This is a genomic window from Hydrogenophaga sp. (genome assembly GCF_051007235.1).
Lineage (GTDB): Bacteria > Pseudomonadota > Gammaproteobacteria > Burkholderiales > Burkholderiaceae_C > Hydrogenophaga.
In genome coordinates this window covers 1-19,930 of record NZ_JBPCSJ010000338.1, presented here as the reverse complement: position 1 = coordinate 19,930, position 19,930 = coordinate 1, and the positions used below count along the sequence as shown (strand labels likewise).

15 protein-coding genes and 1 other RNA gene are annotated in these 19,930 nt (G+C 69.1%); 5 read left to right on the top strand and 11 right to left on the bottom strand.

Annotated elements, in window-relative coordinates:
- Positions 1-27: 27 nt before the first annotated feature.
- Complete coding sequence (locus ACR2JA_RS12080) at positions 28-375, bottom strand: hypothetical protein (RefSeq protein ID WP_434009326.1); 348 nt, start codon at positions 373-375, stop codon at positions 28-30.
- On the bottom strand, positions 372-1,757 hold the full coding sequence (locus ACR2JA_RS12075; RefSeq protein WP_434009325.1) for a cytochrome P450: 1,386 nt from the start codon (positions 1,755-1,757) through the stop codon (positions 372-374). The genes ACR2JA_RS12080 and ACR2JA_RS12075 overlap by 4 nt, the downstream gene beginning before the upstream one ends.
- Positions 1,758-2,003: 246 nt before the next feature.
- On the opposite strand from ACR2JA_RS12075, the gene gloB reads away from it, so the two are divergent.
- Together gloB and ACR2JA_RS12065 are read left to right on the top strand one after the other, a co-directional pair.
- A complete protein-coding gene (gene gloB / locus ACR2JA_RS12070) occupies positions 2,004-2,777 on the top strand; it encodes a hydroxyacylglutathione hydrolase (RefSeq protein WP_434009324.1) in 774 nt (257 codons plus the stop codon).
- Positions 2,774-4,504 (top strand): transglycosylase SLT domain-containing protein, encoded by a 1,731-nt coding sequence (locus tag ACR2JA_RS12065; RefSeq protein ID WP_434009323.1) that lies wholly within the window; start codon positions 2,774-2,776, stop codon positions 4,502-4,504. The genes gloB and ACR2JA_RS12065 overlap by 4 nt, the downstream gene beginning before the upstream one ends.
- A gap of 15 nt (positions 4,505-4,519) precedes the next feature.
- Here the strand turns inward: ACR2JA_RS12065 and ACR2JA_RS12060 are convergent, their stop codons facing one another.
- From ACR2JA_RS12060 to dnaX, 5 genes are all read right to left on the bottom strand, one after another.
- Positions 4,520-5,494: an ABC transporter substrate-binding protein gene (locus tag ACR2JA_RS12060; RefSeq protein WP_434009322.1), complete on the bottom strand. Its 975-nt coding sequence runs from the start codon at positions 5,492-5,494 to the stop codon at positions 4,520-4,522.
- A 207-nt stretch (positions 5,495-5,701) separates the two neighbouring features.
- Positions 5,702-6,106 (bottom strand): MAPEG family protein, encoded by a 405-nt coding sequence (locus tag ACR2JA_RS12055; protein WP_434009321.1) that lies wholly within the window; start codon positions 6,104-6,106, stop codon positions 5,702-5,704.
- A gap of 41 nt (positions 6,107-6,147) precedes the next feature.
- Positions 6,148-6,753 (bottom strand): recombination mediator RecR, encoded by a 606-nt coding sequence (recR, locus tag ACR2JA_RS12050; RefSeq protein ID WP_434009320.1) that lies wholly within the window; start codon positions 6,751-6,753, stop codon positions 6,148-6,150.
- A 17-nt stretch (positions 6,754-6,770) separates the two neighbouring features.
- On the bottom strand, positions 6,771-7,103 hold the full coding sequence (locus ACR2JA_RS12045; RefSeq protein ID WP_434009319.1) for a YbaB/EbfC family nucleoid-associated protein: 333 nt from the start codon (positions 7,101-7,103) through the stop codon (positions 6,771-6,773).
- 78 nt (positions 7,104-7,181) lie between these two features.
- A complete protein-coding gene (gene dnaX / locus ACR2JA_RS12040) occupies positions 7,182-9,161 on the bottom strand; it encodes a DNA polymerase III subunit gamma/tau (protein WP_434009318.1) in 1,980 nt (659 codons plus the stop codon).
- Positions 9,162-9,236: 75 nt separating this feature from the next.
- On the opposite strand from dnaX, the gene ffs reads away from it, so the two are divergent.
- Positions 9,237-9,333, top strand: an RNA gene (gene ffs / locus ACR2JA_RS12035) — signal recognition particle sRNA small type.
- An 81-nt stretch (positions 9,334-9,414) separates the two neighbouring features.
- On the opposite strand, the gene ACR2JA_RS12030 is transcribed toward ffs, so the two are convergent.
- The 4 genes from ACR2JA_RS12030 to ACR2JA_RS12015 all read right to left on the bottom strand — a co-directional run bounded on the left by ACR2JA_RS12030 (position 9,415) and on the right by ACR2JA_RS12015 (position 17,791).
- Positions 9,415-10,416, bottom strand: coding sequence for a tripartite tricarboxylate transporter substrate binding protein (locus ACR2JA_RS12030; RefSeq protein ID WP_434009317.1), 1,002 nt, complete (start codon positions 10,414-10,416; stop codon positions 9,415-9,417).
- 78 nt (positions 10,417-10,494) lie between these two features.
- Positions 10,495-11,763 carry a TIGR03862 family flavoprotein gene (locus tag ACR2JA_RS12025; protein ID WP_434009338.1) on the bottom strand — a complete coding sequence of 423 codons (1,269 nt, stop codon included), beginning with the start codon at positions 11,761-11,763 and terminating at the stop codon, positions 10,495-10,497.
- Between the two features lie 80 nt (positions 11,764-11,843).
- Positions 11,844-15,164, bottom strand: a complete 3,321-nt coding sequence (locus ACR2JA_RS12020) for a UvrD-helicase domain-containing protein (RefSeq protein WP_434009316.1) — start codon at positions 15,162-15,164, stop codon at positions 11,844-11,846.
- The gene (locus tag ACR2JA_RS12015) at positions 15,161-17,791 is read right to left on the bottom strand and encodes a PD-(D/E)XK nuclease family protein (protein ID WP_434009315.1); all 2,631 of its coding nucleotides are present in this window, start codon (positions 17,789-17,791) and stop codon (positions 15,161-15,163) included. The genes ACR2JA_RS12020 and ACR2JA_RS12015 overlap by 4 nt, the downstream gene beginning before the upstream one ends.
- 116 nt (positions 17,792-17,907) lie before the next feature.
- Here ACR2JA_RS12015 and trxA point away from each other — a divergent pair, with 116 nt between their 5' ends.
- The gene (gene trxA / locus ACR2JA_RS12010; RefSeq protein ID WP_434009314.1) at positions 17,908-18,240 is read left to right on the top strand and encodes a thioredoxin TrxA; all 333 of its coding nucleotides are present in this window, start codon (positions 17,908-17,910) and stop codon (positions 18,238-18,240) included.
- Positions 18,241-18,424: 184 nt separating this feature from the next.
- Positions 18,425-19,687 carry a transcription termination factor Rho gene (gene rho, locus ACR2JA_RS12005; RefSeq protein WP_434009313.1) on the top strand — a complete coding sequence of 421 codons (1,263 nt, stop codon included), beginning with the start codon at positions 18,425-18,427 and terminating at the stop codon, positions 19,685-19,687.
- Positions 19,688-19,930 lie beyond the last annotated feature (243 nt).

Below are 19,930 nucleotides of genomic sequence, written 5' to 3'. Positions count from 1 at the left end.
GCCGCTGCACCCTGGACGACGCAGGCATCAGAAGATGGTCTGCTTGTGCAGCCCCTTGGCGACCACAAAGTCCACCAGCGGCTGCTCGCGCTTGTTGGCGCGATGGCAATGTCCCCGCTGAAAGTGGTCGGTGGCCCAGATCACCACGCGGGCCCAGCGCTTGTTGTCACGCTCGCGCCAGGCATGCGATGAAACGGATTCCCAGGCGTAGCCGTTGAAAACCGTGGCGTTGACAAAGTGATCGAGCGCACGGACCCCGGCTCGCCCCCTGGAGGTCTTGCCAAAACAGCCGACCCACACCAACACCAGATAGCCGGTGATCGCCAGGGGAACGATCGCGGTCATGAGCAAAAAGCCGGCGATCCGCTCTTTCATGCGGGGCTCCGACGCTCCAGCCGCAGGCGCACGCCGTTGGCCGAGCGTATGGTCAGACGGCCCACGGGCTGGGGCACATGGCCTGGCACCACAGACAGGCGGTAGTGACGGACCAGGCTGGACAGGATGAGCGCGGCCTCCTGCAAGGCGAACGCCGCACCCATGCAGACCCGGGGCCCCATGCCAAAGGGCAGGTAGGCTTGCTTGAGCGATTCGCGCGACTGGTCGTCGTCGTACCGGTCGGGGTCGAAGGCATCGGGGTCCTGCCAGAGGTCGCGGTGGCGATGGATCAACCAGGGCGCGATCACCACCGACGCGCCGGCGGGCACCGTTTTGTCCCGCATGGGGCAGGTCTTCGCCGACTGGCGAGCCATGAATCCGACCGGTGGGAACAACCGGAGGGTTTCACGAAACACATTCCAGGTCAGGGTCAGCCGCTTCATGTCGCCACTCTCTGCCTGTCGCTCGCCCAGCGCCGACCGCACCTCGTCATGCATACGCTCCTGTATGCCGGGTGAGCGGGCAAGCAGGTAGGCGGCCCAGGTCAGGGCACTGGCCGACGTTTCGTGGCCGGCCAGGAACAGCATGGCCACCTGATCCACCAGTTCCTCAAAACCGAAGGGCTCGCCCGTGGAGGCCTCGCGCGCCTCCAGAAACGACGCGAGGATGTCCACTTCGGACCCAGGCCTGCCCTGCCGATGGGCGTCGAAGCGCGGACGGATCAGCTGTTCGAGCAGGCCCCGTATCTCCCGCGCCGCTCGCCGGCTGCGCCACACATCCCATGGCCAGACCAGCCAGCGCACACCGTATATGGATGGCAGCAGCAACCTCGGCGCCAAAGCCTGGAACCTCGCGAAGGCATCGAACACGCGATGCGCATCGGCGCCCTCCAGCGGCACGGAAAAAATCGTCCGGAAAATGATGTCGGCGGTGACATGGGTCATTTCCACTTCGATGTCGTGCTCCGTGCCGTCGGCGACACGGGCCAGACGTTCCAGCATCGCGTTCGTGGCCTCTCGCATGACCGGGAAGGCCACACCCAGACGCGCTTGCTCGAAGGCTGGATCCATCATCTCCCGCTGCCGTCGCCACTGGTCGCCGTTCGTGGTGAAGATGCTGTCGCCCAGCAGGGGTCTGAGGGCGTTGCCCAGCAGCGGACTTTTCGGAAAAGCCTGCGCTTCCTCGGTCATCACCCGCTTGACCAGGCCCGGTTCGTTGACCATGTACAGGTCCAGCCCGGGCAAGTGAACCTCGCCCATCTGCATGCGGTAGCTGCGTTCGTACAGCGTGTCGAGCCAGGAACGGCGCGCGCTGAAAAACATCAGCCAGTTGGCGGCCCGGCGACTTCTAGGCCGCGGGTATTCGGGACAAAAGTGGCTCATGGAAGAACGGTCAGGGCGGCTGGCCCGGGATGTGGAGCGCCTTTCGCGGATCAGGCCCGATGGCCACCGGACCGTGCCCACCGGTTCATCGGCACCACGCAGCGGACGGTGGAGGCCACTCTTTTTGAGGCGCTGGCAGTATATGACAGCCCACCAACCGCGGCCGCCCACCTGACCTGGCTGCGATAATCCGCTCCTTCGCCCAATGGTCCAGCCGTGGCCGTTCCGGCCATCGATGAGTAGCCTATGACCTTGCACCCTCTCCCCGCCTTCAGCGACAACTACATCTGGGTGTTGCACGACGGCCATCGCGCGCTGGCGGTGGACCCGGGCGAGGCCGATGGCCTGGCGCAATGGCTGCAACAGCAGGGCCTGCAACTGGACACCATCCTCATCACCCACCACCACGGCGACCACACTGGCGGCGTGGCGCAGTTGCGGGAGGCCACGGGCGCACGGGTGTTCGGACCGGCACGAGAGTCTGTGCCCGCTCCCTTGCACCGCGTTGAAGGGGGAAACAGCTTCGAAGCCCTCGGCGTGCGCTTTGAGGTCATGGATGTCCCCGGACACACCGCTGGCCACATCGCTTTTTTCGCGGCCGACGTGGACGGTGCCCCGCTGCTGTTCTGTGGCGACACGCTGTTCTCGGCGGGCTGCGGCCGCCTGTTTGAGGGAACCCCCGCACAAATGCTGGACTCGCTGACCCGGCTGGCCACCCTGCCCGCCCACACCCGCCTGTGCTGCACGCACGAGTACACCTTGTCCAACCTGCGGTTCGCCCTGGCGGTGGACCCGGACAACGCGGCCTTGGCGGCACACGCCAGCCATTGCAGAGGCCTGCGCGAGCGGAACCTTCCCACCCTGCCCAGCTCCATCGGACTGGAACGGCAGATCAACCCCTTCCTCCGCAGCCACGAGCCGGCCCTGGCCGCCGCTGCGCAGGCCCACGACCCCGCCTCTTCTCCCGACGCCCTGGGTGTGTTCACCACCCTGCGCGCCTGGAAAAACGTTTTCGCATGATCCAGACCCGATCCCTCCTGTCTCTCGGCGCCCTCGCGCTGGCCTTACTGGTCACCGGCTGCGCCACTGCGCCGCCCACACCCAACGTCCCGTCACAAGACGCAGCGGCTGTGACCCAGCCCGCCACGCCTGCCCGCACGTCCTTGGCCACAAAAAAGGCCGCACCAGCAACAGCACCCGCACAGGCCACGACCGAAGCCGCCCTGAGCGCCATCACCACCGCCACCGCGGCGACGGCCCCGGTGGTGTACCTGTCCGCCCCGGCCGACATCTGGGAGCGCATCCGCCGGGGCTACGCCATGCCGGACCTGGACAACGACCTGGTGCGCGACCGCGAGCAGTGGTACGCCACCCGGCCCGACTACATCCAGCGCATGACCGAGCGCTCAGAGCGCTACCTCTTCCACATCGTCGAAGAGATCGAGCGTCGCAACATGCCGATGGAGCTGGCGCTGCTGCCCTTTATTGAAAGCGCGTTCAACCCGCAGGCGGTTTCCAGTGTCAAGGCCGCGGGCATGTGGCAGTTCATGCCCGCCACCGGCCAGTCGTTCGACCTCAAGCAGAACGTCTTCCGCGACGACCGCCGCGACGTGCTTGCCTCCACCCGCGCCGCGCTGGACTACCTGCAGCAGCTGTACAACCGCTTTGGCGACTGGCACCTCGCACTGGCGGCCTACAACTGGGGCCAGGGCAATGTGAACCGGGCCATCACCCGCAACCAGAAAGCGGGCCTGCCCACCGCGTACACCGACCTCACCATGCCGCTGGAGACGCGCCAGTACGTGCCCAAGCTGCAGGCGGTCAAGAACATCGTCGCGCGGCCCGAGACCTTCGGGGCGCAGCTGCCCCCCATCGGCAACCGCCCCTTCTTCGACACCATCACGCTCCAGCGCGACATGGACGTGGCGGTGATCGCCAGCCTGGCCGGCGTCAGCGAGAAGGATTTCCGCGCGCTCAACCCCTCGATCAAACAGCCGGTGGTGATGGCCTCGGGCACACCCAACATCCTGCTGCCCTGGGACAACGCGGTGGACTTCCAGCGCCAGCTGCAGTCGCACAAGGGGCCACTGGCCAGCTGGACGGCCTGGGTCGTGCCCAGCACCATGACCGCCGCCCAGGCGGCCGAGCGCGTCGGCATGAGCGAATCGGAACTGCGCAGCGTCAACAACATCCCGCCGCGCATGCTGGTGCGCGCCGGCTCCAGCCTGCTGGTGCCGCGCAGCGCGCACCGCGACGCCGACGTGCCCGAGCATGTGGCCGACAACGGCCAGCTCAGCCTGCAGCCGGAAATCATCCTCAAGCGCACCACGGTGAAAGCCCGCAAGGGCGAGAACCTGGCCCTCCTGGCCAACCGCTATGGCGTGAACGCCGTGAGCGCGGCCGGCTGGAACAAACTGGCCGTGAACGCCCGGCTCAAGCCCGGTCAGCGCGTGACGCTGATGCTGCCGCAACGGGTCGCGCTGGCCAGCGCCGAGCCGGTGCGCAAGGCCCGCCAGGAAGACCGCGAAGAAACCCGCCAGAGCAGCCGCTCGGTCAAGGCGGCACCGGTGGCACGCGGCAAAAATGGCAAGACCGAGAGCGCGGTGGCACAGGCATCGATCAAGGGCAAGAAGACCGCCCGCCAAGCGGCCCCGAAGACGACCCGGCAGGCCAAGGCACCGGCGACCCAAAAGGCCCGTGGCGACACCAAAGTCGCTCTCAACAGCAAGCCCGCCAAAAAACGCTGACGCCGGTCGGGGCCATCAGGCCCGAAAGCGCGCCTTGGCCACGCGGGCGAACTCGTTGGTGAAGGTGCGTGCCAGGTCCACCCGCTGCAACTGTTGCGCATCGCCCGACTGCGCCAGCAAACGCGCCACGGTCTGAGGGCCGTTCTCGGGCATCAGGCCGTCTGGCACCCACGACTCGCGCGCCCGGCTGAAGGCCGCCAGGTACAGGCCGCGGTCGCCCTGGAAGTAGCTCTCGGGCACGGTCTTGTTCAGGTCCGACGGGCCTGCCGTCTGCAACCACTTGAGCGCGTGCACCAGGGCGCTGGCCATGGCCTGGCACTGCCTGGGGTTCTCACCCACGAATTCGCTGCTCGCACACAGGCTGCCAGCCGGCAGGGGACCACCAAAGACCTCGGCATTGCCGCGCATGGTGCGCGTGTCGGCCACCACCCGCAGCTCGCCGCTTTGCTCCAGCTGGGTGACCAGCGGGTCGTGGTAACACAGCGCGTCCACTTGGCCCGCCCGGAACGCTGCCGCTGTGGCGGCAGGCCCGGCGAAGACCTGGAAGTTCACATCCTGCGGCGCCAGGCCTGCCCTGCCCAGCAGCAAGCGCGCGATGCGGTGGCTGGCCGAGCCCAGCGAAGTCACCGCCACACGGCGGCCACGCAAGTCGCGCAGATGGCGGAAGCCGCCCATGGTCTGCTGCGACACGCCCAGCACCAGTTGGGGCGTGCGCCCCTGAAGCACAAACGAACGCAGCTGCTGCCCGCGCAGCTGCAGCCCGATGGTGTGGCTGTACGGACCGGACACCACCTGCGCCGCACCGGCAAGCACGGCCTGCAGCGCCTGCCCCGGTTCGCTGAAGTCGCGCACCGACACGTCCAGCCCTTCGGCGGCGAAATAACCCAGCCGCTCGGCGATGGTCAACGGCAGGTAGCAGAACGAGGCCTTGTGGTCCACCGCCACCACCACCCGGCCCAGCGGCGCACGCACGACCGGTGTGGCGTTCACCGCGGCCGTGGGCGTTTGCGCATGCACCGCAGGCAGGCCTGCCGTCAGCAACGCCGACGCGCACACACGACCCAGACCCCGGCGACTCCACATGCTCTGCCCCCACCTGCAAACAACCCGAATGCCGTGAAGACTATGTGCAAGGGCGCGGCGCCGCATCGGGACCGCACCCGAGCGGGTTTCCCCCGAGGGCCATGTCGAAAGACGTCAGGCGAAAAGGATGGCGATGTTGACCGCGAGGGCCAGCGTCCAGACAGCGCTGCGCGCAGTGGCCTGGTCGGCCACGTACAGCAGGATGTAGACCAGCCGCAGCACCACGAACAGGAACGCCAGCAGGTCCAGCCGCGTCTGGTGAGCGCCCAGCTGGTGGGCGATGATGACCGCACCAATGAACAGCGGCAGCGCCTCGAAGCTGTTGGCCTGCGCGGCGTTGGCGCGGGCCCGCCAGTCGCTCTGGCGCGCCAGCCAGGCGCGCGGGTTGTGGTTGTCGTAGCCACCCTCTCGGCGCGCCACGGCCACCATGCCCCACTTGGCCAGACCCGCGCAGCCAACGGGCAACAGCGCAGCCACCAGCACGGCCCAGTAGGCCACAGTCAGTCCGGCAAACGTCATCGGAACATCCGGTTTGAAAAATTGAGCGGCCGGCGCTGCACTCAGCGCCGGTCCACCAGGGCATGGGCGATGGTGCCCAGGTCCACGTACTCCAGCTCACTGCCCACCGGCACGCCACGGGCCAGGCGCGTCACCGTCACACCGCGTTGCTTGAGCGCCTGCGCGATCACATGGGCCGTGGTCTCGCCTTCGGCGGTGAAATTGGTCGCCAGGATCACCTCGCGCACCACCCGCTCATCGCCTTCGAGCGTGTCGATGCGCTCGAACAGCTTCTGCAGCCCGATGTCGCGCGGCCCCACGCCGTCCAGCGGGCTGAGCTTGCCCATGAGCACGAAGTACAGCCCCTTGTACGCACCCGTGCGCTCCATGGCCGCCTGGTCGGCGGGTGTTTCCACCACACACAGCTGGCCGCGGTCGCGCCGCGGGTCTTCGCAGGTCGGGCAGACGGGCGCTTCGGTGAAGGTGTGGCACATGGCGCAGTGCTGCACCGAGCTGCAGGCGTGTTGCAGCGCCTGCGACAGGCGCTGTGCCCCCTCGCGGTCGTGTTGCAGCAAATGGAAGGCCATGCGCTGGGCCGACTTGATGCCCACCCCCGGCAGGCAGCGCAGCGCCTGCACCAGCAGTTCGAGGGAATGGGTTTCGGCCACGCGGGATGAGCCCGTGATCAGAACGGGAACTTCATGCCACCGGGCAGTCCCGGCATGCCGGCGGTGAGCTTGCCCATCTTTTCGTTGGACGTCTCTTCGGCCTTGCGCACGGCTGCGTTGAACGCAGCGGCCACCAGATCTTCGAGCATGTCCTTGTCGTCGGCCAGCAGGCTGGGGTCGATGGTCACGCGGCGCACGTCGTGCTTGCAGGTCATCACCACCTTGACCAGACCGGCGCCGGATTCGCCGGTCACCTCGATGTTGCCCAGCTCGTCCTGGGCCTTCTTCATGTTTTCCTGCATCGCCTGCGCCTGTTTCATGAGGCCGGCGAGTTGTCCTTTGTTGAACATGGTGTTCCTTGGTGTCGTTTGTGAATGAATGGAATTCGATGCGGGCGGAAGAACCCGCGAAGCCGCAAGCCCTGTGGTCTATGCCTTGAGCGTACCGGGCACGATTTTGCCGCCAAAGTCGCGCATCATCTGCTGCACGAAAGGGTCGTCGCGGATGATCTGTTCGGCCTCGCGCTGCCGCCGCGCCGCGTCGGCGCCCTGGCGCAGGGACGCGGAGTCGTCCACCGGACCGATCTCCACCACCACACGCACGGCGTGCCCCAGGGTCAGCAGCGCCGTGGCCAGACGCTCGGGCGCGCTGCCCTGTTTGAGCGACTCCCGCTCCACACGCAGCACCCACTGGCCGGCGTCGCGCGCCACCAGCTGCGACTGCAGGGCCAGTTCGCGCACCAGCGCCGTGATGGCCTCGGCGCGCACCAGCTGCGTGACAGCGTCGAACCAGAAGTCGCCCTCGGCAGTTCGCACGGGCTCGCGCACCGGAGCGGGTTCACCGGGGTCGCGCAAACGGTCCAGCCGGCTGGACGGGCCAGGATCGCGCACAGGCACCGGTACCACACGGCGCGAGGTCATCACGCCTTCGTCGGCCGGTGCCTCGTCGGGCTCCTCGACCCAGGGCACATCGTCGGACTCGTCCAGCGGCACCAGCTCGTCGGGCGACGGCACCGACCGCGCAGGCGCAGACTGCGACGTGGCGGTAACGGGTGGTGCCGCAAGTGTGGGCGGCGCGGCCGGACGCACCACCGGCTCCAGTGCCACCGATGCCGGCGGGGCAGCCGGGGCCATGGCGGGTGGTGCTGTCACCGGCGGCGGCGGCGGTGGCGCACTCGTGCGCAGCGGCGCAGGGGCCGTGGCAGGAGGCTGTGCGGCCACGGGTACAGGCGCCACCAACGGCGGCGCCACTGGAGCCTCAGCCCCGGTTTTCAGAGTTTTTTTTTCCGCCGTGGCACCGGCCGCCGGCTTGAAGGCCAGCAATCGCAGCAGCACCATGGTCAAGGCGGCGTATTCGTCGGGCGCCAGGCCCAACTCGCCACGACCGTGCAGGCACAGGCTGTACAGCAGCTGCGTCTCATCGGCCGGCAGGGCATGGGCCAGGCGCACGATTTCGGGCGTATCCGGATCGTCCAGCGCCATCAGCGCTTCGCGCTCGGGCACGGCCTGCAGCACCGCCATGCGCTGCAGCAGGCCGGTCATCTCTTCGAGCGTGGCCGCAGCGTTCAGACCGTTGGCGCGCAGGGCATCAATGGTGTCCACCACGGCGGCGCCGTCGGCACGGGCCAGGCCGTCGATCAGGCGCAGCACGTAGCTGCGGTCCACCGCACCCAGCATCTGGCGCACGGTCGCTTCCTGCAGCTGGCCGCCGCCAAAGGCAATCGCCTGGTCGGTCAGCGACAAGGCGTCGCGCATGGAACCTCGTGCCGCGCGGGACAACAGCCGCAAGGCCAGGGGCTCGGAAGCGACGCTTTCGGCCTGCAACACGCGGCCCAGGTGGTCGAACACCGTCTCGGGCGCCATGGGCCGCAGGTTGAACTGCAGACAGCGCGAGAGCACCGTGACCGGCACCTTTTGCGGATCGGTCGTGGCCAGCACGAACTTCAGGTACTCGGGCGGCTCTTCCAGCGTCTTGAGCATCGCGTTGAACGCGTGCCCGGTGAGCATGTGCACCTCGTCGATCATGAAGACCTTGAAGCGGCCCTGGACCGGCTTGTAGACCGCCTGCTCCAGCAGCGACTGGACCTCGTCCACGCCACGGTTCGATGCCGCGTCCAGCTCGGTGTAGTCGACGAAACGGCCCGAGTCGATGTCGGTGCAGGCCTGGCAGACGCCACAAGGCTCGGCGGTGATGCCGCCCTGCCCGTCGGTGCCCAGGCAATTGAGCGATTTGGCCAGAATGCGCGAGACCGTCGTCTTGCCCACGCCGCGTGTGCCGGTGAACAGGTAGGCGTGGTGCAGGCGTTGCGTGGTCAGTGCGTTCGACAGGGCCTGCACGACGTGCTCCTGCCCCACCATTTCGCTGAAATTGCGCGGACGGTATTTGCGGGCCAGGACGACGTAGGACATGGCGGCCATTCTAAGCGGCGCACTTCCCCGCTCTGGCCGCTGCGGACGGGTCCGGCATCGCCTACAATCCACCCCGACGGGCCTTCCCGCATGGTGAAGCGGCCAACCGGGTCAGGTGGGGAACCAAGCAGCCCTAACTGTGGAGCCAGTGCCGGGGTCAAGGCTCGTCACCTTATTCGTTCAGCGCCATCGGCGCACACACAACAAAGGCCGCACCAGCGGCCTTTGTGATTTCCGGGCTGGTCGTGTGCCGTCAGAACGCGTCGATCTTCAGGCCCTGCTGCTGCACCACGCGCTGCCAGCCCTCAAAGTCTTTCTGCAGGAACTGCCCCAGCTGTGCTGGCGTGCCCGTCGCCGGCTCCAGCGCGTCCTTGGCCAGGCGTTCTTTCACATCGGGCATCTGCACCACCTGCGCCAGCGCTGCGTTGATCTGCCGCACCACGGCGTCGGGCGTGCCTTTGGGCGCGACCAGAGCAAAGTAGTTGAGCACGTTGAAGTCGGGCATGCCCGCCTCCCTCATGCCGGGCACCTGTGGCAGGGCCGGGCTGCGTTCGGGACTGGTCACCGCCAGGGCCTTGAGCTTGCCCTCGCGGATGTGCGGCGCCAGCGCCGGGATGGTGCCGGTGAGCAGTTGCAGCTGGCCGCTGATGGTGTCCAGTGTGGCCGGCGCGATGCCGCGGTAGGGAATGTGCGTGATGAAGGTGCGGGTGCGCACCTTGAGCGATTCGAGCACCAGGTGGTTGATGCCGCCCACGCCGGCCGAACCGTAGTTCAGCGCGCCGGGCTGCTTGCGCGCCAGCGCGACGAGTTCGGGCAGGGTGTTGGCGGGCACGTCTTTGTTGACGGCCCAGACCAGCGGCCCCTGGGCGATCATGCCCACGGGGGCGAAGCTGGCCATCGGGTCATAGCCGGCACTGGGCAAGGCCGCCGGCACGGTGGTGAACGGCGCCGCGGCCAGCAGCAGGGTGTGCCCGTCGGGCGCTGCCTTGGCGACCTCTTGCGCGCCGATGGCGCCAGACGCACCGGTGCGGTTTTCCACCACCACGCTGGCTTTGAACAGGTCCGACAGCTTGGCCGCGACCAGACGGCCCATGGCGTCGGTGCCCGCGCCGGGCGCGAAGGGCACGACGATCTTGACCGGGCGGCTGGGCCAGCCCTCGGCCCAGGTGGCGGTAGAAGCGGCCACGCACGCGACAGCGACCAGGGCTTGCAACACCGGCCGGCGGCGCAGGGACACAGGTTTGAGAGAACTCATGAAACGGCTCCGAGAAAAAGGTGATGACAGATCGGTGTCGAGCCTATGCCAGCGAGATGAACCGACTGTGACAGCGGCTCAGGACGGGTGCAGCCAGGCCAGCACGCCCTGCCCGGCCCGCACGCCGCTGGCCAGACAGGCGGTGAGCAGGTAACCGCCGGTGGGGGCTTCCCAGTCCAGCATCTCGCCCGCGCAGAACACGCCCGGCAGCGCCTCGCACATCAGGTGCTCGTCCAGCACCTCGAACAGCACGCCACCGGCGGTGCTGATGGCTTCATCCAGCGGGCGGGCGGCCACCAGGTGCAGCGGCAGCGCCTTGATGGCGGCCGCCAATCGGACGGCGTCGTTCATGCCGTCCTTGCCCAGCACTTCGTACAGCACCGCGGTCTTGATGCCGTCCAGGCCCAGGCGGCTCTTGAGGTGGCTGGAGAGCGAACGCGAACCCCGCGGGTGCGCCACCTCGCGCACCACCCGCTCGGCGCTGAAGTCGGGCAACAGATCCAGCAGCAGCGTGGCGTGGCCGGCGCGCACGATCTCGTCGCGCAGCAGGGCCGACGCGGCGTAGACCAGGCTGCCTTCAACCCCAGTGGCCGTGGCCACGAACTCACCCTTGCGTTCGAACGTCAGCCCCTGCGGCGGCTGGAAGCGGATGGACACGTTCTTGAAGGGCTGGCCCGCGTGGCGGCTGGTGAAGTGCTCGCTCCAGCCCACCGCGTGCGCGGGCACCGCCTGCACCGGCAGTGGCTGGCCGTCGTTCAACGGCGGCGCCTTCAAGGCCAGATCAAAGCCGCAATTGGCCGGCAGCAACGGGGCGACCGCCACACCGCGCGCGGCCAGCAGCGGCACCCAGGCACCGTTGGACCCCAGGCGCGCCCAACTGCCGCCGCCCAGGGCCAGCAGCACCGCACGGGCGCGCACCCGCACCTCGCCTGTCGGCGCATCAAAGCGCAGGGCCTGACCATCCGGCGTCCAGCCCAGCCAGCGGTGCCGCATGTGGAACTGCACCGCCGAGCCTCCACCGGCCGGGTGGCGCAGGCGCTGCAGCCAGGCCCGCAGCAGGGGCGCGGCTTTCATGTCGGTCGGGAACACACGGCCCGAGGTGCCGACAAAGGTCTCCACGCCCAGGCCCTGCGCCCAGGCGCGCACCTCGGCCGCACCGAAGCTACCCAGCAGGGCTTCGATCTGCTGGCGCCGTTCGCCGTACCGCTCGGCAAAGCGGTCGGCCGCCTCGGCATGGGTCAGGTTCAGGCCGCCCTTGCCGGCCAGCAGGAACTTGCGACCCACGGACGGCATCGCGTCGAACAGGTGCACCGCGACGCCAGCGCGCGAGAGCACTTCGGCGGCCATGAGTCCGGCGGGACCGCCGCCGATGATGACCACCGGCAGGTCGAGGATTTCAGCGGATTCTGGAGAAAGGGTGTCAGCGGTCACGGTGCAACGGCCTCGGCGGGAATTTCAATGAGTTGCCCCAGCGGATTGATGAAGGCCAGGCGCACGGGCTCGCCGGGGTGCGCGAGGGAAAGCGCGCGATGGTAGCGCTGCAACTGCGCGCGCAGCTCGGCCTGCCGTTCGGGGCGGGCGGCACTCTTGAAATCGAGCACCCACCAGCAGCCGGTGTCGGCGCGGCGCACCAGGCGGTCCAGCCGCTGCAGCTGGCCCTGGTCCCAGATGTCCACTTCGTTGCCCCAGTGGGTCAGTTGCGCTGCGTCCCAGGCCCAGGCGGCCTCACCGCCGAGCATGGCCTGGGCCATGGTCAGGGCGTCGCGCGCCTGCGCCGGCGTCAGCGCGAATTCGCGCGCCACGGCCTGCAGGTGCAGGTCGGTCCAGGCAAAGCTACCCAGGGGCGTGGGCACCCATTGCAGGAGGCGGTGCAGCGCCAGACCGGTGCGTGCACGGGTGTCGTCTTCGGGCGCCACCGCGACCGCTTGGGCCGGCACGGGCGGCAGCGCGGTGCACACCGGCAGGTCCAGCAGTTCGCACGTCGATGCAGCTTCCGGGCTTCCGCTGGTCTCCACCGGCTCGGGCACCGGCAGCGGCTGTGCCTGCGGCGCGATGCGCTGTCGCCAGCTGGGCGTGCTGGCGCTGCGGTGCGGCGTCACGCTGGAGACGACGATGCGCGCCTCGGCCCGCGTGAGAGCGACGTACAACGCGTTCAGTTCTTCGAGCCCGCGGGCTTGTTGCTCGGCCTCCAGCAACGCGGTGGCGCAGACCGGCGGCGTTTTTTCGCTGGCCAGGAAGATGAAGCGCTGGGGCCGCTCGGCCTCGCCCGGCCAGTCCACCAGCACCCCCATGCTTTCGGGCTTGGGTGGCAGGGCTTCGGTGTCGAGCATCAGCACGGTGTGGGCTTCCAGCCCCTTGGCGCCGTGGATGGTGAGCAGGCGCACCGCGCCGGTCTGCGCGGTTTGCGGCAGGCGGATGCCACCGGCCTTGAGCGCGCGCACGAAGCGGTAGGCCGTCAGGTAGCGCCCGCCGTCCTGCGCCAGCGACTGCGCCAGCAGCGCGCGCAGCGAGGTGAGCACGGGTTCTCGCAGACGCGGCGGTACGGCGGCGGCGTAGCGGGCCAGCAGGTCCGCGTCGCGGTAAATGGCGGCCAGGGCGTCGTGGGGCGGCAGCGTGTCCATCCAACGGCGCCAGCGCGCCAAGCGTTGTGCGGCCTGCACCAGCAGGGCATCGGTCTGCGGGTCGTCCGATCCGTCCGCGCTCAAGGTCTGCAACAGGTCCCACCAGGCGGTGCGCGGCGTTGCCTCGCCCGGCTGCGCAGCCGCCGCCGAGGCCGCGTCGGCGCGCCGGCACAGGCGGGCGATGCGGGTCAATGCCGCGTCGTCCAGACCGAGGATGGGGCTGCGCAGCGCCTGCGCCAGGCTCAGGTCGTGCGCAGGCGAGACCAGCGCGTCCAGCAAGGCCACCACATCCTGCACGGCGGGGGCGTCGGCCAGGTCCTGTTTCTCGGGCTGTTCGGCGGCGATGCCGCGTTCCGCCAGCGCCTCGTGCAGCCAGCCCAGGCGCTCGCGTTTGCGCGAGAGCACCATCAGGCCCTCGGCGTTCACCGTGCCGCCGGCGATCTGCGCCGCGATCCAGTCGGCCGCCTGCTCGGCCTCGAGCGCGCTCAGGCTGTCTTCGGGCTCCACGCGCGGCGTGTTCAGGCTGTCGCGCCAGACCGGCTCGCCCGGGTCCGTCGCGCCATCGTCGCCGCCATCGCGCGGCACCGGCGGCAGCGCCAGCACAGCACCGGCCTCGCGGCTCTCGGTGGTGTGCTCGCGGAACCCGGTGTAGCCCGCGTCCTGTGCGGCGCCGGTCATCACGGCGTTGAGCGCCTCGATCACACCGGTGGCGCAGCGGCGCGTGTGGTCGCAGCTGAGCAGCGCGCCCGACAGACCGTTGACCACGAAGGCCTGAGCCGCCTTGAACACCTGCGGCTCGGCGCGGCGGAAGCGGTAGATGGACTGCTTGGGATCGCCCACCAGGAACACCGCCGGCGCCTCGCCCGAGCCGGCGCCCGCGTAACCCGAGAGCCAGCCGTACAGCGCCTGCCACTGCAAGGGGTTGGTGTCCTGGAATTCGTCGATCAGCAGGTGGCGCACGCGCGCGTCCAGCCGCTGCTGCATCCAGCCCGAGAGCTCGGCGTCGCCCAGCAGGCGGCGCGCCGCGCCCTCGACGTCGTTCATGTCCACCCAGCCGCGCTCCTGCTTGAGCGTGCGGTAGGTGGCGACCAGCGTGCGCGTGAGCCGCGCCATGCGTTGCTGGTGTTGCCAGGCCTGCTGCTGCACGCGCGCGGCCAGCACGCGCTGGCACAACTCCTGCGCTTCACGCACGGCCTCAATGCCGGCGAGCTTGTCGTTGAACTTGCGCGGCTCGTTCTTCTGCGTGAGCAGCGCGCTGATGGCGTCGTCGGGCTTCGACTCGGTGACCGCGGTTTCCAGCTCAACGCCCTTGGCCGAAAAGGTGGGCGCGCTGGCCCGCCCCAGGCAGGCGGCGGCGGCCAACAGCAGGGACCGGTGGTTGGCCAGCAGCGCGTGCGCGGGGTCGTCGTGCGCAGCCAGGTCCGGGTAGGCCACCGACAAGGGGTGCACCGACGCGTCCACGATGCCCTGCTCGTCGGCCAGCGCGAACTCGACCCGTTTGTTGAGCGCGTTGCCCAGGGCCTTGAGGGTCTGGTGGCGGCCATGGCGCGCCACGCTGTCCATGAAGTCCTGCCGCAGGGCCGCGTCGGTCGCCACGGCGGCGTAAAAGCGCGGCCAGGTCAGCGCGACGGCTTCGCTGTCGTCTTCCAGCAGCTCGTGTTCGGCCGGCAGGCCCAGCTCCTGCAGCACCGCCAGCGGCGCGCTGCGCAGCAGCGACGCGAACCAGCTGTGGAAGGTGCGGATCTGCACTGGCCGGCCGGCGGCCAGCAGGCGGGCGTGCAGGTCGCGCAGGTCGGCCGCGCGTGCCTGCGCCGCGGCGGGGGCCATGCCTCGCAACACCAGCTCGTTCGCCAGTTCGGCGTCGGTCTTGTAGGCAAACACCCGCAGCCAGTCCTGCAGGCGCTGACGCATTTCGCCAGCGGCCTTCTTGGTGAAGGTGATGGCCAGGATGTCCTGCGGCGCGGTGCCTTCCAGCAGCGCGCGCAGGATGCGCGAGACCAGCATCCAGGTCTTGCCCGCGCCGGCGCAGGCTTCCACGGCCACGCTGCGCGCAGGATCACAGGCCACGGCGTAGAAGGCGGCGCGCTCGACCAGCTGTCCGTCGATGCGGTAGGCGGCCTGGCTCATGTTCTGAAGTCCTTTCGGCACAGGCCGCGGGCGGCGCAGAAGTCGCACACCCGGCCCTCGCCCAGCGCCGGCAGCGGATGGCCGGCGGCCACGCGCGACAGGTCGTGCTGCAGGTTTTCTATCAGCTGGTCGCGCGCCAGTGCGATCTCCTCCTGTTCGACCCAGCGGGTGGGCGTGTTGGCGCCGTCGGTCTCGCGCGCGTCGGTGATGCTGAGGTAGGCACCGCGCACCGTCTCTTCGCCCAGCAACGCGGCGTAAAAGGCGATCTGCGTGTCCTCCAGCGGGTTCTTCACGCGCTCCAGCGTGGTCGCGCGCGGCTCGGTCTTGTAGTCGATCACCAGCGGGATCGGTCCTTCCGGGCTGGCCTGGCGGTCGATGCGGTCGAGCTGGCCGATCAGACGCCAGGGGCCAACGCTGCGGGTCAGCGACAGCTCGGCCTGATCGAACCGCGGCCCGCTGCCTTCGTGCGTGGCGAGCCAGCCGAGGTATCCCTCGCGCAGCGCGGGCCAGGCGGCCATGAAGGGCAGGAAGCCGGCGCCCTCCTCTCCTGCGTCCACCGACAGCCCGCGCGCGGCCGCCTCGGCCTGCGCCAGCTGGTCCAGACGCTGCCGATCGTCCAGCCCATCGGAGGGATCGGCCGCCCGCGCTTCGTGGAACGCCTTGAGCACCGCGTGCAACCAGTTGCCCAGGTCGCGCTTGTCGGGCTCGGCTTCGATTTCATCGATCTGCTGCAGCCGCAGCTGGCGCAGCGCGAAAAAGCGGTAAGGGCAGTCGCGCAGATCCTGGTAGGCGCTTGCCGACAGCGCCTGGGGCAGCAGGTCGGCGGCGGTGGGCCGGGGGTCGGCTTCGGGGACCACGCTCACGGTCCGAGCCACGCGGGGATCGGGCGCCGCCACCGCACGCCCCTCGTTCTGCAAAGCCTGCAGCCAGGGCGCGGCGGCCACCGCGTCACCCTGCTGCTGGCTGCGCCAGAGCAGCTGCAGGTGGGGCTGGGTCAGCAGGTGCGCCCAGGCCGCCTGCCCGGCCAGGGCCAGGGCCTCACGGCTGGGCAGGCCCAGCAGCTGGCGCTGCGCCGAACCCCACTGACCGGGCGGTTCCGGGCTGGGCGGCAGGTTCACTTCGTCACAGCCGGGGGCCACCACGGCGGCGAAGTCACGGCCCAGCAGCTGCGCCATCGGCAACACCACCACCGGCGGCTCGGCGGGGTTGCCGGGCTGGAAGCTGGCCGCCTCCAGCGCGTCGCGCACCCAGGCGCTGAACGCGGCCAGCGACCAGCGGCGACCGGCTTTGTTTGACTGGGGAGCTTCCGCCGCGTCGGCCACCAGGGCCGCCAGTTCGTGCGCGGCGCCGTCCTGCAGGCGCAGCACGTCGATCACGCGCTGCCCGGCCGCGTCCTGGCTGCAGGCGTCCCACCAGCCGTCGCGGCGCAAGGCGTCGGCCAGATCGGTCAACCATTGCGGCAGCGGTCGTGGCGCCTGCAGGCCGGTCAGCCCATCGGTCACGCCCGCCGGCAACAGCGGGCCGGTGGCCGGGTGGCCCAACACGGCACCCCACGCGGCCAGGCCGTGGGCCCTCGCTTGGCGCTCCAATGCCGAGGCGGCGATGGCGTGTGGCCCGGCTTTGAGCCAGTCCAGCACGTCGTCGGTGCGGGCCCGGCGGTCGGCCGCGCGCAGCAGGCTCATCAGCCGGGCGGCGGCGTGGGTGGTTGAGAGTTTCCAGCCGGTCTCGTCGCGCACCGACAGGCCCGCCCCGTGCAACAGGGCGCCGATGCGGCGCGTCAGCGCGCGGTCCTGCGCCACCAGCGCCACCGGTGTGCGCCCGGCGTTCACCTGCTCCACCACACAGGCGGCGGCGAGCTGGGCCTCGTCTTCGGCATCGCCGCAGGCGTGCACCGCCACGGGATCGGGCGGGACGGCCGCCTCTGCAAAGGGCAGCAGCACACCGCGTTCGCCCCAGCGCAGCAGCAGTGCCTGGGCCAGCGGGTCGATCTGGAAACCGGGCACCACCAGCAGGGCGTCGGCCACCTGGCCTGGGGCGGCCAGGTCCGACCACAGCACGTCGGTGGCGTAGGCCGACAGCCCGGCCCAGGTAAGCGCCAGCGTCGCGACCAGCCCTTCCCACTGCAGCGCCTGGCTGGCCGGGTTGAGGTCTGCGCGCAGCGCATCGGCCCAGGCGGCGCGCTCGTGTGGCGGGCGGGCAGCGGCCAGCGGCGCGAGCTGGCGGGTGGCCTCCACCAGACGCCCGACCAGCGTGGCGCGCAGGTCGGCGTCCAGCGCGCGGCCCGCCACGCGGTCCAGCAAGCTGGCCGCGATCAGGCTGTCTCGCGCCATGTCGCCCGACCAGTCGGTGCTGCCCGGCACAAACGGCTGCAGCGACGTGGCCCAGTTGCGGGTCGATTCGAAGCGGGGCGTGAAACCGGTGGGCGTATGCTGCGCCCAGGCCCTGCGCCCGGCGTCCATCATCTGGGCGTAGGGCACCAGCACCACCACGCGCGAGGCGTGCCAGCCCTGGCGGGCCATGTGTTCGCGCACGTCGGACAGGCCGTGATCCCAGAGCGGGACAGCGGTGTTTTTGCCCACCGGGGGAGCCGTCAGCACGGGCAGGGGTTCGGGGCTGGCGGTCGTCATGGCGCGGGCGTTTCTGTCACAATTGAAATCGTTTTTCGGCGCGTCGCGGCGCTCACCGCCCCGACACCCGGCTCCACTGTACCTTCACCACCCTGACGCAACCCCTAGGACCGACCATGGCCAGCGACCTGATCAAACACGTTTCCGACGCCTCTTTCCAGGCCGATGTGCTGAACGCACCCGCCCCAGTGCTGGTGGACTTCTGGGCCGAATGGTGTGGTCCCTGCAAGATGATCGCGCCCATCCTCGACGAGGTGGCCGGCACCTACCAGGGCAAGCTGCAAGTGGCCAAGGTGAACGTGGACGAGAACAGCGAAGTGCCAGCCAAGTTCGGCATCCGCGGCATCCCCACGCTGATGCTGTTCAAGGGTGGCCAGCTGGCCGCCACCAAGGTGGGCGCCCTGAGCAAGGCCCAGCTGACCGCTTTCATCGACCAGCAACTGGCCTGATCCCCCGCGGGCCCGGCCCGGGTGCAACGCCCGGGCCCGCCCAAAGCGGCGTTTTTTTCCTGTCATAATCCTCCGCACTGCTGGCCCACACACCGCCCAGCCCGTCTGCACCGCGCTCCGCCAACACCGCGGCTCCAGCGCCCCTACCCCGGTTCTGACAAGACTCCCTTCCGGAGCAATTTCCATGCACCTCAACGAACTCAAGGCACTGCACGTGTCTGAAGTCCTCAAGCAGGCCGAAGCGCTTGAGATCGAAAACACCGGCCGCATGCGCAAGCAGGAGCTGATGTTCGCCATCATCAAGAAGCGCGCCAAGGCCGGGGAGCAGGTGAATGCCGACGGCGTGCTGGAAGTGCTGCCCGACGGCTTCGGCTTCCTGCGGAACATGGACACCAGCTTCACGGCGTCCACCGACGACATCTACATCTCGCCCAGCCAGATCCGCCGCTTCAACCTGCACACCGGCGACATGATCGAGGGCGAAGTCCGCATCCCCAAGGACGGCGAACGCTACTTCGCGCTGAACAAGCTCGACGCCATCAACGGCCTGCCGCCCGAAGCGAACAAGCACAAGGTGATGTTCGAAAACCTGACGCCCCTGTTTCCCAAGGAACAGATGCGCCTGGAACGCGACATCAAGACCGAAGAGAACATCACCGGCCGGGTGATCGACATCATTTCCCCGATCGGGAAGGGCCAGCGCGCCCTGATCGTCGCCCCGCCCAAGAGCGGCAAGACGGTCATGATGCAGCACATCTGCCACGCCATCACCGCCAACCACCCCGAGGTGGAGCTGATGGTGCTGCTGGTGGACGAGCGCCCGGAAGAAGTGACCGAAATGCAGCGCACCGTGCGCGGCGATGTGATCGCCTCCACCTTCGACGAACCGGCAGCCCGACACGTGCACGTGGCCGAAATGGTGATCGAGCGCGCCAAGCGCCTGGTCGAACTCAAGAAGGACGTGGTGATCCTGCTCGACTCCATCACCCGCTTGGCCCGCGCCTACAACAACGTGCTGCCCTCCTCCGGCAAGGTGCTGACCGGCGGCGTGGACGCCAACGCCCTGCAGCGCCCCAAGCGCTTCTTCGGTGCCGCCCGCAACGTGGAAGAAGGCGGCTCGCTGACCATCATCGCCACCGCGCTGGTGGACACCGGCAGCCGCATGGACGAGGTGATCTTTGAAGAGTTCAAGGGCACCGGCAACAGCGAAATCCACCTGGACCGCCGCCTGTACGAAAAGCGCGTCTTCCCCTCGATCCAGCTCAACCGCAGCGGCACTCGCCGCGAAGAGTTGCTGCTGGCGCCCGAGATCCTGCAGAAGACACGCATCCTGCGCCAGTTCATGTACAACATGGACGAGATTGAGGCGATGGAAATGGTGCTCAAGAGCATGAAGGCAACGAAGAACAACACCGAGTTCTTCGACATGATGCGAAGAGGGGGATAACCCCCCTGCGCCGCTGACGCGGCTTCCCCCCTCTCTGGCGCGCCGCCTTGCGGCGCTTGGAGGGGGGACAACACCTGCGGCCTGGCAAAGCCAGTTCCGCGGTGTTTCTGGATTGACTCCCCCTCTTGCGAAGACCCTCCCCTAACTTGTCCGGCTCACCCAGTCATCTCCGGAGCGCGTGTCTGGGTCGAGGATGCGGTGGAACCGGCTCTGCCGGGCCACACGCATCGCCCCCTTGAGGGG

Excerpts from the sequence above, each read along its gene's own strand:
- dnaX (WP_434009318.1), bottom strand. The coding sequence starts at position 9,161 with ATGTCCTACGTCGTCCTGGCCCGCAAATACCGTCCGCGCAATTTCAGC.
- ACR2JA_RS12015 (WP_434009315.1), bottom strand. The coding sequence starts at position 17,791 with ATGACGACCGCCAGCCCCGAACCCCTGCCCGTGCTGACGGCTCCCCCG.
- ACR2JA_RS12055 (WP_434009321.1), bottom strand. The coding sequence starts at position 6,106 with ATGACGTTTGCCGGACTGACTGTGGCCTACTGGGCCGTGCTGGTGGCT.
- ACR2JA_RS12025 (WP_434009338.1), bottom strand. The coding sequence starts at position 11,763 with ATGGCCGCCGAAGTGCTCTCGCGCGCTGGCGTCGCGGTGCACCTGTTC.
- ACR2JA_RS12065 (WP_434009323.1), top strand. The coding sequence starts at position 2,774 with ATGATCCAGACCCGATCCCTCCTGTCTCTCGGCGCCCTCGCGCTGGCC.
- ACR2JA_RS12045 (WP_434009319.1), bottom strand. The coding sequence starts at position 7,103 with ATGTTCAACAAAGGACAACTCGCCGGCCTCATGAAACAGGCGCAGGCG.
- ACR2JA_RS12030 (WP_434009317.1), bottom strand. The coding sequence starts at position 10,416 with ATGAGTTCTCTCAAACCTGTGTCCCTGCGCCGCCGGCCGGTGTTGCAA.
- gloB (WP_434009324.1), top strand. The coding sequence starts at position 2,004 with ATGACCTTGCACCCTCTCCCCGCCTTCAGCGACAACTACATCTGGGTG.
- trxA (WP_434009314.1), top strand. The coding sequence starts at position 17,908 with ATGGCCAGCGACCTGATCAAACACGTTTCCGACGCCTCTTTCCAGGCC.
- ACR2JA_RS12020 (WP_434009316.1), bottom strand. The coding sequence starts at position 15,164 with ATGAGCCAGGCCGCCTACCGCATCGACGGACAGCTGGTCGAGCGCGCC.
- rho (WP_434009313.1), top strand. The coding sequence starts at position 18,425 with ATGCACCTCAACGAACTCAAGGCACTGCACGTGTCTGAAGTCCTCAAG.
- ACR2JA_RS12080 (WP_434009326.1), bottom strand. The coding sequence starts at position 375 with ATGAAAGAGCGGATCGCCGGCTTTTTGCTCATGACCGCGATCGTTCCC.
- ACR2JA_RS12075 (WP_434009325.1), bottom strand. The coding sequence starts at position 1,757 with ATGAGCCACTTTTGTCCCGAATACCCGCGGCCTAGAAGTCGCCGGGCC.